The sequence below is a fragment of the Treponema sp. UBA785 genome (assembly GCF_002297065.1).
Taxonomy (GTDB): Bacteria; Spirochaetota; Spirochaetia; order Treponematales; family Treponemataceae; genus Treponema_D.
The window spans coordinates 8,590-22,578 of sequence record NZ_DBJD01000044.1 but is presented as its reverse complement, the minus strand read 5'-3'; the positions used below and the strand labels follow the sequence as shown (position 1 = coordinate 22,578).

Sequence of the window (13,989 nt, the reverse complement as noted above, 5' to 3'; positions counted from 1 at the left end):
GCGGATTTTACCGGGCTTATGTTTGAAGGGCGGATTTGCGGCTTAGAAAAAACTTCGGACTTTTTTGAAAAAAATATTTTTTACACAACGGCGCGCAACCGTCTTTTGCGCGGATTTGAAAATTCAACCGGCAAAAATTCTGAGGTGGAGGCGGAAAAATGAATTTTTGGCAAAGCGGCCAGGGCGTTGTGCTCGCCTTTTTAGTTTTGATAAATCTCGGTTTTTATTTTGCTTACGAACGCACCCGCCCTTCCAGCGGAGAACTTATTCTCGTTGCGGATTTATGCGCTTTTTGCATTGCGCTCCGTTCAATTTTTAGTTTTGTTCCATATTTTAATCCTGTCATGGCAATAATCTGTCTGAGCGGAATTGCTCTTGGCAGTTTGCGCGGTTTTTTGATTGGCTCGCTTTCCGCGCTTTTGTCGAATTTTATTTTTGGGCAAGGTCCGTGGACTTTGTACCAGATGACTTCATGGGGAATTTTTGGCGCAATTTTTGGCTTTGTTCGGCGCTTTCGGTTTGGACGCAACAAAATTCTTCAAAAAAACAAGGCCGTAAATTTTGGAATTTTGGATTATTGCGTTTTTTGTATTTCATCATTTTTGGTGATTATTTTTATAACTGGACCGATTGCGGATTTGAGCAGCGTTTTTATGTTTGGAATCGACAATGTAAAATCACTTTTTGTTATGCTTGCAGGCGGTTTTGTTTTTAACCTTGGTTTGGCATTGAGCACTGTCGTTACGATATTGTTTTTTTCTAAGCCGTTTTTGTCTGCCTTAAACCGCGTAATTTTTCGGCTCAACGTAAATTTGCTTTTTCATTCTCAGTTTTGATTTTGCAGCCAATCGTGAGCGAAGTTCCTGGCATTGGATAATTTTCGACCGACTGATAGCGTTCATTCAAAATATTGTCCGCCTTAAAATAGATAAGAATTTTTTTCCAGAATTTTAAATTCAGGTTAAGGTTGAGCAGAGTGTACGGTTCAAGAAAAGTTATATTCATATTCGATTTATAGCGTTTTCCTGTGTATTGCGCCGAGACCGAAAAGTCAAATTTTTTTAAATCGACAATTGCCTGCGCAGTTCCTGTAAAATCCGGAGTCCACATTATTCTTTTTTTGTAGGTGAGCTCGTTGGATTTATCCACAAGCTCGTTGTAAAGATATTCGCCGCTGGCTTTTAAAGTCAAAATTCCGTCAAAAAAAGTTTTTTGCGCGTTAAAATCAACTCCAAAATAGAATGCGCTGTTTACATTTTGAGTAGTTCCGCCGCTCCAAGTGATTTTTTTTTCGTAAAAATTTGAAAAAAACTGGATAGAAGAAGGCAAAATTTTATTTTTAAGGTTGAACGTCAAATCCGCTCCCCAGCCTTGTTCTGGTTTTAAATCTGGATTTCCGTGGTAACCCGAACCTTCCCAATAAAGATCGTCCATATTCGGAAACTGAACCATTCTGTAGCCGTCGAGCAAGATTTCGATTTTTGAAAATTTAGCAGCAAATCCAATTTTTGGAATAAAAGCAAGATTTTTTCCGCAGAATTTTATCGCAATCGGAACGGTCATTGAGAAAAAACTGTTGAAATAGAGTTTTGAAGTTTCTTTAAAAACTCCAGACGGCTGAAAATGAATTCCAGAATTTGTTGAATTTAAATGCGTAAGGTCAAACGAAACAGCCGCGCTCTGAGCAAAAATTCCGCATCTGTAAAAATCCGCCGCGACAGAACCTTTAAAATCGTTGATTTTGTGCCTGCTTGGACCATAATTGTCCTTGTATTTTCTGTCGTTGCGCAAGTATGCGAGGTTTGAAGTCAGGTTCATTTTTCCAAAAAGGCCCGGAGAAAACGACGAAAGCGTAAAATTTACGTTAAAGTCCTTTTGCTTTCCTTGATTTGTCGAATATTCAACGCCTGGAGTTTCTTTGTCGCCGGAATAAACAGAAGAAGCCGCGGTAATCCTGCTTCCGTTGTGCCAGTGCGTAAAGCGAATGTCGCCATTGCCGTCTTTAACAGAAGAATTTTTGCGTTCCTTAAAGGAATTTTGAGAAGTTTTATAAATGTAAGAATTTTTTGCAAAACCGCCTTTTGCGCTTACCGAAAGAAAAGAATTTTCCGACAAGACCGCAGAATATGCGATTTTTTGAATTACCGTGTCGAGCGGAAAATTCTGGTTAAAAAAGGATTTTAGGGCAGTGTCCGACGAAAATTGCCGTCCAAAAGCATGCTTTTTTGTGGTGATGTAAATTGCGCCGCCAACAGAACCTTCATCTTCCGTTCCTTCCGTAAAACCGCCGCGCACAATTTCGATTTTTTCGACGTCAGCAACATTTATCGAAGAAAAATCAAAAGTGCCGGTTTGAGCGTTGTTCATGCACAGCCCGTCAATAACAACACGAACCGTTTCGTCCGTAAAACCGCGGATCGAAGGCTTGCTTTCCAACCCGTAAGCGCCGTAATCAAGGCTCTGAATCCCAGCCTGACGCACAACAGCAGAAAGATCCTCTGCATGAAGCTTTTCAATGTCTTCCTTAGAAAAAACAATCCGCTGCTCAACAACCGGCGCCGAAACATAAGTGACGATTTTCGGAAGCGAAATTTCCGGTTCTGAATCAGAAATAGAGGAGGGGAAAGCCTTCCCCTGCGCGTCCACTTCGTTGGCCGCTACCCCATCTCCTAGGGGCTCCGCCCCTAAAACCCCGGTTGCAAGAAATAAAAACAGAAAACCTACTGTTTTACGCATTCGCTGTAAGTAGTAAAATATCCGTTGGCAATAGTAAAAGTAGAAATTGCTTCTTCGAGAGTTTCGGCCGAAATTTTTCCAGAAGCGTTATATGCACCGGAAAGCGAAACTGAAGAAGCTGTTAATTCTTTAAATGCAATTGCGTACCATTTGCCGACATCTGGAGCGGTCTCAGAATAAGAATAGTCAGAATTCATTGCACGAGTGTATTTTATATAGATATAACCTGAAGTTGCTGCGTCATTTGTGTAAGAAACTACGAGATTATTTCCTGCGTATGAGTTGTAAGTGCTTGTTGTGCCATTATAACTATATGTACCGCTATTATCGAATGTGCTGGATGTAATCCTGTATACATCCGTTCCGCCTGAATAAGAATTTACCCAAGTTCCAATTAAAGCAGAATTGTCTGAGAGTTCATAAACTCCGTCTGGAAGTCCATTATCATCGTCTTCCTGCTGACAAGACATAAAACCAAAAGAAACAAAAAGAAGTGCGCACAAAACAGCAAGTGCACGGTCAAAAACAAAGCGTGTGCTTTTCATAAAAATTTCTCCTTGACTCCAGAGTGTTGCGTAGAGCCGGATTTGTAAAATCGCCTTAAAAAAAAGACGGTAAAAAACAGGTATTCGGACTTAAAAGGCAAGTACAGTTAAAAACAACCATTTAAATGCCAGTCTTACCGTTCCGCGTCGAGCCTGTGAATTGCACACAGTTCCCCTGTATTTTGCAGAGAGAATTTAGCAGATTTTAAAAAAAGTGTCAGCAAAAACAAATAATATTGCATTTAAACGCTTTGTTTTAGAAATGTAAATTTTTCTCTAATTCTTCCAATTGATAGTTTTGCTTATATTTGATATATTCTATATCTAAAATTAGCGGTTTTATTCCGTAAAAATATTTTTTAGGAGACACACAAAATGGCAAAAGTAGTAACTTTTGGTGAATTGATGCTTCGCATCCAGCCTGCTGACTATTATCGTTTCGTTCAGGTTGACTCAATGACAACAACTTTCGGCGGCGGAGAAGCAAACGTAGCAGTTTCTTTGGCAAACTACGGTGATGACGCTTACTTTGTATCAAAACTTCCTACACACGAGATTGGACAGGCTGCTGTAAACTCTCTCCGCAAATACGGAGTTCACACAGAATATATCGTTCGCGGCGGTCCACGTGTTGGTATCTACTACAACGAGAAAGGAGCTTCACAGCGCGGCTCAAAATGCGTTTACGACCGTGCAGGCTCTTCAATCCAGCTTGCTAAGCCGGAAGAATTCGACTGGAACAAAATCCTTGAAGGAGCTTCTTGGTTCCACATCACAGGAATCACTCCAGCTCTCGGACCAAACATGGTTCAGGCTTGTATCGAAGGATGCAAGGCAGCTCACGAGAAGGGAATCACAACTTCTTGCGACCTCAACTACCGCGGAAAGCTTTGGACAAAAGACGAAGCGCGCAAAGCGATGACAGAAATCTGCAAGTACGTTGATGTTTGTATCTCTAACGAGGACGACGCAAACGACGTGTTCGGAATCAAGTCTGAAGGAACAGACACAACTAAGGGCGAATTGAACAACGAAGGATACCTTTCAGTTGCTCGCCAGCTCAAAGAGAAATTCAACTTTAAGAAAGTTGCAATCACTCTCCGCACATCAATCAACGCTAACCGCAACTTGTGGCAGGCTCTTCTCTATGTTGATGACAAAGACTACGCTTTCTCTAAGCAGTACGACATGAACATCGTTGACCGCGTTGGCGGCGGCGACTCATTCGGCGGCGGACTTATCCACTCTCAGCTCAAGGGAATGAACACACAGGATTCTATCAACTGGGCAGTTGCAGCATCTTGCTTGAAGCACTCAATCATCGGAGACTACAACATGGTTTCTGAGGACGAAGTAAACAAGCTCGCAGGCGGCGACGGTTCTGGAAGAATTCAGAGATAAGTTTTCTAAAGAAAACTTATCTTAACGAGAAACTGCTTTTCAGTTTCTTGAAAAAAATAATTTTCGGGCGTTTTGCTTGCCGAAATGTCCTTTATAAGGGCGGCTTTCCTTAATAAAACCGCCCTTTTTTATTTTGTTTTAGATTTTTTTTAGTTTTTTCTAATAGTATTTGTTTAGTTGTTAAACAAAAAAATCTAGTGAGATTTTTTAAGTAGAAAAAACATAGGAGGTTTTTTATGTTAAGAAAAAAGATTGCTGCTTTGGTTGCTGCTGGAATGTTGGTTCTTTCTTCTTCGGCTTTTGCAACAAACGTAGGTCCTGGTCTTGGTTATGTTCTCATTGGAGATAAATCTGGTCCAGTTTATGATCTTCTCGCTTCATGGCTCAACAACTGGTTTTGGTGGAACCAGGCGTTTGCTATCACATTCGGAACTTCTGGATATGACCAAGGTCTTGTTGGAATGACAGAAACAAATCAGTTCGTAGCAGACAACATGGACGCTCTTGCATCAGACATTGCTAAGGGTGAAGGCGAATACATCGACACTCTTTCAACTATGCTCAATGTTTCTGACTCAGTTGCTTTCAAAGCTGCTCTTCAGAACAATTTTGATGAAATCTTCACTTCTGCAGATGTTTCTGCTGAAGAAGTTACAAGCAAAATTTATTCTTTTGTAAGCTAAGTTGATTTTTTCAATCAGCAAGGTAAGGTACGGTCGTAAAGCCGTACCTTATTTGTTTATAGGCATTTTTTCTCTTTTTTTTATTTTTTCTGCATTTTCGGAAGTTAATATAGAGAAAGGCATTGGAGAAAGTTTTTTTTTAAATTTCGGACAGAAGACTGGTGTTGAAGAGAGTTTTTCTGTAGAGAATCTAATCGGGCAAAAAAAATCGATTGATGTTGAAGAAGTAATCCAAAAGGCACAAGACTTAAAACTTTGGGAAGAACCTTATTGGCGCACTTTGGTTCATTATAAGCCTTTATTTTTTGGACATTATAAAAGCCTTGTTGACGATCCAGAATTTTTTTGCGCAAAAAATGGAAAAACTAATCCGCGCGCTGAACTTATAGCGACAGTCCGCGCATTTTTTGAAGAAAAAATTGAAATTTCTGAAGAAACTAAAGAAGAAATAAACTCTGAAAATCAAAAAGAAACTGACGGCTCAGAAAAAAATACAAAAATTAAAAAACACGCAATTGAACGTTTTCCGGGACGTTACAGATGGATTTGCGAAAAACTTGGGCTTAAAAATAGCGATTTTCCTTATGACGGAGATGCCGCTTATCAGGCGCTTTTTGCAAAATTAAATCCGGGCGATATTTATCTGGTTTTTCCGGCAGGATATTTAAAAAGACCGGCCTCTGTTTTTGGACACACTTTTCTTTTGGTCGAAACAAAAGGACGTCCTCGCCTTACTGCAAATTCTATAAATTACGGTGCTGTAACGAGTATGACTGGCGGTCCGCTTTATGCAATCTTGGGACTTGTAGGCGGTTTTCACGGATATTATGGTTTTGAAGCATATTACGAAAAAATCAAACAGTATTCTGATATGGATATGCGCGATATGTGGGAATACCGGCTCAATCTGACAGATGACGAAAAAGATAGAATGCTTCGCCATGTTTTTGACTTGGCAGGAATTTATTCAAGATATTATTTTACTGGCGAAAACTGCTCTTACAACCTGCTTTTTTTGATAGAAGCGGCTCGCCCTTCGACAAAAGTGACCGAATTGATTGGCGGCGTTGTAGAACCTGTCGAAACTGTAAAATTGGTTTACGAATCTGGCCTTGCGGATAAAGTTGAATACAGACCGTCGGTTTATTCAAAAATAGAAAATGAAAAGGCACTTTTGACAAAAAAAGAACAAAAATTTGCAAAAAAACTTTGCCTTGGAAAAACAACTGCGGAAGATTTTCCTTTTAAGGATATTTCGCCTGAAAAACAGGCCGCAATCTGGGAGCTTTGCGCAGATTATCTGAATGTTCTTCTTCATTCAAATAAAATATCTTCGGATGAATACAGACCCCGCTATCTTTCTGTTTTGTCTGCCAGACGCAAGCTTGGAAAACTTAATCCGCCGGAATTTTCGGTTCCTGCGCATCCGGAAGAAGCGCATGGTTCTAAAAAAATTGCTTTTGCCGGCGGATACGACAAAAAAGGTGGCTTTATCGGGACAAATTTCCGTCTGACCGCGCATGAGCAGCTTGAGCGTTCGGCTGGATATTCTGAGAACTCGGAGCTTGCCTTTGCAATGGTTGATTTGCGGTATAATTTTTCTAGAAACGAATTTTATCTTCAAAAAGCAGATTTGCTTTCGATAATTTCGCTTCCGACAAGCGATTTATTTTTCTTTAACGGTGCTTCGCAGCTTTTGACCGGGGTTGAAAAAAATCTTGACAAAGACGGTTCTGAAAATTTTGCCTGGCGCTTAAAAACTTTGTACGGTTTTAGTATTCGTCCAATTTCTAGAGTTCAACTTTATGCTTTGGCCGGAATCGACTGTTATTTTTCTCCGTCGTACAGTTACGGAACGGAACTTTTTGCTGGCGGAGAAACAGGTTTTATTGCCGGAATTGATATTTTTAGAACCAAAATTTATGCGGACTTTATGCTGAATGTTTTTGATACCGAATATTTGCGTTCAAAATTTGGAATTGAAACCTGCCTGTCTGTTTCCAAAAACGCGTCTTTTAAGGGCGGCTATTCTTTTTTGCGCAATTATAAAAAAAACTGGCACGAATGGAATATTTCATTCAATCTATTTTTTTAAGGCGCAATGGTAATTTTTGAAAAATAAATGTATATTTTACGGAGGGAAACGAATGAAAAAAAATCTCTCGATACTAATCAGCGTATTTTCTGTAATTCTTCTTATTTTTCTTTTTTTTTGGCATGAATTTAAAAGCGAATATTTTGAAATTGTCTTTTACAGCGTAGTGTGCATAGAAATTTTGATTACAGTTTTGGGTTTTATGCTCAATTCAATTTTTGAAGAAAAAGAAAACAAAGCTGATTCTTTGCAGGATTTTTTTTCTGACACTCTCGAAGACGAAAAATCGGCAGTTAAAAAAACTGAAGACGAAAAAAACGAATCTTACGAAACTGTCTTGTCCGAAATTTCAAAGCCTTTGCAGACAATTCAGGCAATGTCTGGAATTCTTTCTGAGCCGCTTGACGAAAATTCTCAAATTTCTGCTGCCAGACTTATTACAAAAAACATTCATCTTATAAAAGACATAATTGGTCAAAAAACTTATAGCGATAATCAAAAAATTTCAGAAAAAGATATTTTGCTTCAGCTTGTGAAAAATGTTCCTGTAAAAAAAGATGTCGAACCTAGAATTTCTATTGGAATTTATGGAGATGTAAATTCTTACAATCTGACTTTGAGGCTTGTTTTGCAGTCTTATGGTTTTTTTGTGCGAATTTTGGAGCGTTCTCAAAAAGCGCTTTTTGCAATCGAAGACGATCTTATTCAAATGCTGATAATTTCGCCGGAATCGGAAAATGACGAGGCTTTTTATCTTTGCAAGACAATTCGGAAAAAATATGCGGTTCTTGAGTTTCCAGTTTTGATGCTTGTGAACAAATACAATTCTTATCTTATGGAAAAAAATTTTGAAGGCCAGATAAATGATTTTCTTGTGCGGCCGTTTGATATTTCGGCATTGCTTGGACGAATTCGGATTCTCGAAAATTACAGAAATCTTTGGCTTGAAAAACAGGAGCTTTTAAAAAGCGAAAAAGAAAAAAGCACTTTTTTGTATTTTGTAACGCACAACGTAAATACGCCGCTCACGGTTTTATTGAATGAAATTCAAAAATTGCAGAAAATGGCAAAAGACGAAAAAAGCGAGAGGCTTCTGTCAGAAATTCAAAGTATTTGCGATTGCGCCGGCCAGATAAACATAATTATTCAGAATGTTTTGAATTCTTACAGAATTTCAGACGGACGTTATCTTGTAAATCCAAAAATTATAAATCTTGAAGAATTTCTTTTAGAAGAAAACAAATTTTTGATTCAAAAAGCCAAACGAAAAAATCAAGCTTTTGCATTTGAATGTAATTTTCAAAATCCGCGCATTTTTTGTGACGAAAACAGTTTAAAAGGAATTTATGTAAATCTTGTAGACAATGCGATAAAATATACTTTTCCAGAAGGAAATATAAAAGTTAGAATCGATGCAAGCGAAGAAAATACTTTTTTGCGTGTAATTGATGATGGAGTTGGAATTCCTGAAGAAAAAAGGCCGGTTCTATTTAATCGTTTTGCGGGAATTGGTTCAAAACACGGAAAAAATGAGCAGTCTGTCGGGCTTGGGCTTTATGTTGTAAATGAAATTTGCAAATTGAACGGGCTTGAGCTTGAATATGCGGAAAATTCTGAAGCAGTGAGCGGCAGTATTTTTACTGTGATTTTTAAGAGGCTTGGTTGAATGGACGAAAAAGAAATTATAATGGTAGTTGAAGATTCTGAGTCGCTGAATAATTTTATTGCCAAAAATCTTGTTGAGCAGGGATTTGAAGTAATTCAATGTTTTAACGCAAAAGACGCATACAGAAAACTTTCAAAAAATTTTATAAGCCTTGTAATTTTGGATTTAAATCTTGGAGATGACATTGGAGGAATGAGAGTTTTACATTCGATTCGGCTTCAAGACAAAATTCTTCCAGTTATGATTGTCTCTTCGATAAATACCGAAAAAAGCAAGGTTGAAGGTTTTAGAGAAGGTTGTGACGATTATATTACAAAGCCTTTTTACATTGAAGAATTGATTTTGCGAATAAAAAGAATGCTTGAAAAATCTTTGCTAATTGATTTTAACAAAAATACACTCGAAACGATTTATGCCAATGGAATTTTTGAACTTGATTTGAATTCTTTTACGGTTTGTAAAAATGGAAAGAAAATTCCAATGCGAAAAAAACAGTTCGATATGATGCTTTATTTTATCCGAAATTCAAATAAAATCCTGTCGTTCGAGGCGATTTATCAAAACGTTTGGAATGAGCCTATTCCGGACGAAAAAACTCTCGAAAGCAACATTTACGTAAATATCCGGACTTTGCGCAATCTAATAGAGGACGACAAAAAAAATCCTCGCCACATAGTTTCTGTGAGCAAATGTGGTTATATTTTTGTGCCAGAATAAAGCAAAAATTGATTTTTAGCTCAAATATTCTGGACGTTTTTTTATGAATTCGCGTTTTTTTATGTCTGTCAGCGATAAAATTTTGTCTAAATCGGAATTTTTCGAAATTTTTGCGTAACCTAGAGTAACAAGAGGCATTTCTTTAAAATCGAAACTTTCTTTTATAAATTCGATAAAAAATTTGCGGTTGAGCTCGTCAAAATTGAGCGTCATGTCGCTTATTGTCGCTAAAAATTCTTCACTTCCGATTCTGTAGCACTGACCGTATTTTTTGAAAAATTTATTGAAAATTTTTGAAACAGTCACAATAATCCTGTCGATTTCTTTGCGTGAATAATTTAGTTTAAGTTTTGCAAAATTGTCAATTTCTGCAACAACAATGCAGTGGTCTTTTTTTTGGCGGCAGAGCCATTTTTTTAAATTTCCGTAATTTAAAAGACAGGTTTGGACGTCTAACTGCTGGTAAAGAGTTGTGTGATAGATGTAATAAGTCAGGAGGGAAATGTTTATTGTAAGCCACGTAATTTGAATTTCGGGATAAAAAAATTGAACGATGCTTCCAAAAAAAACAAGCAAAAAGTTAAGAAGCAGTACAATTCCGTTATTTTTCCAAAAACGCATAGAAAGCCGGATGTTTGTGAGCAAAAAATAAAAAAGACTGAGCATGTAAAAAACTACGTAAACAAAAAAGCCCTTTGCCCTTGAATAATGATTTTCTTTATCAACGTAAAAAACGCTGTATTTTGGAGTTGCAATCAGCGAAACAAGAAGCCAGAGCGAATAAATTGCGCATAAAAGAACCATTGGATTTATTTTAAAACGATTTTCGCCAATGTGTGGAAAAAGTGCCTTGCTCAAAGAAACGTAGACGGCTGGAGTAAGGCTAAAACCGATATAATTTGAAGCAATATGGAAAAATTTGAATTTTGGCGGAGTGTTGTTAAAAATTATCGTGAGCACTTCCATAATGCAGATTAAAAAAACAATTGCGCCTGTTGTCTGAAATTTATTTTTTTGATAAGTGCTGATTATAGAATTCCCGGAAACCAAAACAAAAAGAATTACAAGGGAAAAAATATTTATGCAGGTGATTGTCGAAAAATAAGGAGACACGAACTCTTTACTCCAAAATGAGCAGATGACGGGAGTCGAACCCGCGCGCCAACCTTGGGAAGGTCGTATACTACCGTTATATTACATCTGCAAATCTGACTTTAAATATAATAGATAAAACACTAAAAAACAATATTTCTAAAAAAAATCTAAAAAATTACAGATGCACTTGATTTTTTTTATGCAATTTTTAGCCCGGACATTAGCCAAGCCGCAGGCTGTGCGAAGCACCGCGCGTGAGCAAGTGGCGGTTGGCCGGATTGAGAGAAAAATGCGCTCCAAAAAATTTAACCGAATTTTAACAATTTTATAGCACAATTTTTACAGCGCAGACTTAAATTGCTTATTGTAAATTAGATTTTCATACAGGAGGTTTTTACTATGAAAATTAATAAGATTGCAGTTTTGGCAGTTGCTGGTTTGGCTCTTTTTGGTTCAGATTTGTGGGCTTGGCCATGGGGAAAGAAAGATGGAAAAATTAAGGATTCGATTACTGTAATTTCTCGTGAGGCTGGCTCTGGAACCCGCGGAGCTTTTGTTGAACTTTTTGGTGTCGAAGCTAAAAATGCTCAGGGCAAAAAAGTTGATATGACAGTTGATTCCGCTGATATTACAAACAGTACAGAAGTTGTAATTACTTCTGTTTCTGGAAATCCTTCTTCAATCGGATATATTTCCCTCGGTTCTTTGAATAGCACTGTAAAGGCTTTGGAAATTGACGGTGCAGTTGCTTCTGTTGCAAATATCAAAAATGGCTCATACAAAGTTAGCCGTCCTTTTAACATTGTAACAAAAGACGGTCTTTCTCCTGCCGCGAGCGAATTTAAGAGATTTATTCTTTCTGCTGATGGCCAGGCAATTGTAGAAAAGAAAGGCTACATTGCTGTTGCTAAAAATCAGCCATATCTTGCAAATGTAAAATCTGGAAAAGTTACAGTTGCTGGTTCTTCTTCGGTTTTCCCTGTTATGGAAAAACTTGCTGAAGCATTCAAAGAAGTAAACCCTGGAATCGTTGTTGAAGTTTCTCAGAGTGATTCTACAACAGGTGTAAACAGTGCAATTCAGGGTGTTTGCGATATTGGTATGGCTAGCCGTGACCTTAAAGCAAGCGAAACTGGCGTAAATGCTGACAAAATCGCAATCGACGGTATTGCAGTTGTAGTAAACAAGAAGAATCCTGCAAATGGTCTTACAAAAGAACAGGTTCGCAAAATCTTTGTAGGCGAAATTACAAAGTGGAGCGAAGTAAAGTAGTTTTTGGTTGGTAAAAAAGGCGGACTGTCAAAAAAAGTGATGTGAATGCTTAAAAACGGAGCATGCGTGATTTTTGAGGGCAGTCCAGTTTTTTAGTTCTTGAATTGTTGAAGGAAATATTTTGAAAACAAAATTAGAATCGACAATGAAATTGATTTTTTTGCTTGCGGCGAGCGTGAGTGTTGCGGCGGTTGCATTGATTTGTTTTTTTATGTTTGCAAATGGCGTGCCGGCAATGCAGAAAATTGGTTTTGGAAACTTTTTGCTTGGAATGAAATGGAAGCCTGAGATTGATTTGTACGGAATTTTTCCAATGATTGTTGGAAGCCTTGTCGTAACATTCGGTGCAATTATTCTTGGCGTTCCATTTGGAATTATGACGGCGATTTATATGGCTCGTTTTTGTCCTGCAAAGTTTTATCCTGTTATGAAGCACGGTGTAAATCTTTTGGCTGGAATTCCTTCTGTCGTATACGGATTTTTTGGTTTGACGGCTATTGTGCCGGTAATCCGTTCAGTTTTTGGAGGAAGCGGAACTAGTATTCTTGCTGCTTCGATTGTGCTTGCAATAATGATTCTTCCGACGATTATAAGCGTTAGCGAAACTTCTTTGAGGGCTGTTCCTGAGCTTTATTACGAAGGCTCTCTTGCTTTGGGCGCCTGTAAGGAGCGAAGCGTATTTTTTGCTGAGCTTCCTGCCGCAAAATCTGGAATTATTGCGGGAATTATTCTTGGAGTTGGACGTGCGGTCGGCGAAACTATGGCTGTAATTATGGTTGCCGGAAATCAGGCGGTTATGCCTCGCGGACTTGTAAAAGGAATCCGCACTTTAACGGCAAATATTGTTCTTGAAATGGGATATGCCGCCGGACTTCACCGTGAAGCATTGATTGCAACTTCGGTTGTTTTATTCTTTTTTATTTTGATTATAAATTTTGTATTTATGATAACAAAGAAAAAGGCGTAAAAATAGCAGTTAGCAGTTTTTGGAGGAATTGATATGAATCAGACAAAACAATCTGCAATTTTTCGGTTTATTTTAAGAACTTGCGCATTTGTTACTTTTGCAATTATTGCAGGTCTTGTGATTTATATTTTTGCAAAAGGCGCGATGTATATAAATCCGTCGCTTTTTTCTTTGCATTACACGAGCGAAAATGCCTCTCTCTTTCCGGCATTGGTAAACACTGCGATTGTGCTGGTTGTTTCGCTTGTTATGGCAGTTCCGGTTGGTGTTGGAGCGGCGATTTATTTGGCAGAATATGCAAAAGCCGGAAACCGTTTTGTCCGTGTGATTAGAATTACGGCGGAAACTCTTACAGGAATTCCGTCGATTGTTTACGGTTTGTTTGGACTTTTGCTTTTTGTAACTGCGTTGAAATGGCAGTTTTCGCTTTTGGCAGGCTGCTGCACTTTGGCAATTATGATTTTGCCAGTAATAATGAGAACTTCTGAAGAAGCCTTGCTTTCTGTTCCAATGACGTACAGAGAAGCAAGTTTTGGTCTTGGCGCTGGAAAACTGCGCACTGTATTTAAGATTGTCCTGCCGGTTGCAGTTCCTGGAATTGTAAATGGAATTGTTTTGAGCGTAGGAAGAATAATTGGAGAAACTGCGGCGCTTTTGTATACGGCAGGAACTGTAGCCCATATTCCGAACAATTTAATGGGAAGCGGCCGAACTCTTGCAGTTCATTTGTATTCGCTGTGGTGCGAAGGTTTGCGGACAGAGCAGGCGTATGCGACTGCGGTTGTGCTCGTTCTGTTTGTAGTTGTGCTGAA

Annotated in this window: 12 protein-coding genes and 1 tRNA gene; 9 read left to right on the top strand and 4 right to left on the bottom strand. The window is 38.3% G+C overall.

What is annotated here, in order from left to right; translation table 11 throughout:
• Positions 1 to 158: 158 nt before the first annotated feature.
• Positions 159 to 836, top strand: coding sequence for an ECF transporter S component (locus B2X33_RS03510; RefSeq protein ID WP_296667696.1), 678 nt, complete (start codon positions 159 to 161; stop codon positions 834 to 836).
• Here the strand turns inward: B2X33_RS03510 and B2X33_RS03505 are convergent.
• Positions 802 to 2,646, bottom strand: coding sequence for a TonB-dependent receptor domain-containing protein (locus B2X33_RS03505; protein WP_296667694.1), 1,845 nt, complete (start codon positions 2,644 to 2,646; stop codon positions 802 to 804). The genes B2X33_RS03510 and B2X33_RS03505 overlap by 35 nt on opposite strands.
• A 74-nt stretch (positions 2,647 to 2,720) precedes the next feature.
• Positions 2,721 to 3,281, bottom strand: a complete 561-nt coding sequence (locus B2X33_RS03500) for a hypothetical protein (protein ID WP_296667692.1) — start codon at positions 3,279 to 3,281, stop codon at positions 2,721 to 2,723.
• 375 nt (positions 3,282 to 3,656) lie between these two features.
• Here B2X33_RS03500 and B2X33_RS03495 point away from each other — a divergent pair, with 375 nt between their 5' ends.
• The 5 genes from B2X33_RS03495 (at position 3,657) to B2X33_RS03475 (ending at position 9,843) form a co-directional block, all read left to right on the top strand.
• Positions 3,657 to 4,682, top strand: coding sequence for a sugar kinase (locus tag B2X33_RS03495; protein ID WP_296017444.1), 1,026 nt, complete (start codon positions 3,657 to 3,659; stop codon positions 4,680 to 4,682).
• Between the two features lie 236 nt (positions 4,683 to 4,918).
• A complete protein-coding gene (locus tag B2X33_RS03490) occupies positions 4,919 to 5,365 on the top strand; it encodes a DUF3015 family protein (protein ID WP_296667690.1) in 447 nt (148 codons plus the stop codon).
• A 1-nt stretch (position 5,366) separates the two neighbouring features.
• Positions 5,367 to 7,460: an Lnb N-terminal periplasmic domain-containing protein gene (locus B2X33_RS03485; RefSeq protein ID WP_296667687.1), complete on the top strand. Its 2,094-nt coding sequence runs from the start codon at positions 5,367 to 5,369 to the stop codon at positions 7,458 to 7,460.
• 52 nt (positions 7,461 to 7,512) lie between these two features.
• A complete protein-coding gene (locus B2X33_RS03480; protein WP_296667685.1) occupies positions 7,513 to 9,126 on the top strand; it encodes an ATP-binding response regulator in 1,614 nt (537 codons plus the stop codon).
• The gene (locus tag B2X33_RS03475; protein WP_296667682.1) at positions 9,127 to 9,843 is read left to right on the top strand and encodes a response regulator transcription factor; all 717 of its coding nucleotides are present in this window, start codon (positions 9,127 to 9,129) and stop codon (positions 9,841 to 9,843) included. It abuts the gene before it with no gap.
• Positions 9,844 to 9,858: 15 nt separating this feature from the next.
• Here B2X33_RS03475 and B2X33_RS03470 read toward each other — a convergent pair whose 3' ends face one another.
• On the bottom strand, positions 9,859 to 10,956 hold the full coding sequence (locus B2X33_RS03470; protein ID WP_296667680.1) for a diguanylate cyclase domain-containing protein: 1,098 nt from the start codon (positions 10,954 to 10,956) through the stop codon (positions 9,859 to 9,861).
• A gap of 20 nt (positions 10,957 to 10,976) precedes the next feature.
• Positions 10,977 to 11,047 (bottom strand) — tRNA-Gly (locus B2X33_RS03465).
• 290 nt (positions 11,048 to 11,337) lie between these two features.
• Between B2X33_RS03465 and B2X33_RS03460 the strand changes: the two genes are divergently transcribed.
• From B2X33_RS03460 to pstA, 3 genes are all read left to right on the top strand, one after another.
• A complete protein-coding gene (locus B2X33_RS03460; protein WP_296017481.1) occupies positions 11,338 to 12,210 on the top strand; it encodes a substrate-binding domain-containing protein in 873 nt (290 codons plus the stop codon).
• A gap of 121 nt (positions 12,211 to 12,331) precedes the next feature.
• Complete coding sequence (gene pstC / locus B2X33_RS03455) at positions 12,332 to 13,177, top strand: phosphate ABC transporter permease subunit PstC (protein WP_296667678.1); 846 nt, start codon at positions 12,332 to 12,334, stop codon at positions 13,175 to 13,177.
• Positions 13,178 to 13,210: 33 nt separating this feature from the next.
• The coding region (gene pstA, locus B2X33_RS03450; RefSeq protein WP_296667676.1) for a phosphate ABC transporter permease PstA at positions 13,211 to 13,989 on the top strand (779 nt) is incomplete at its 3' end.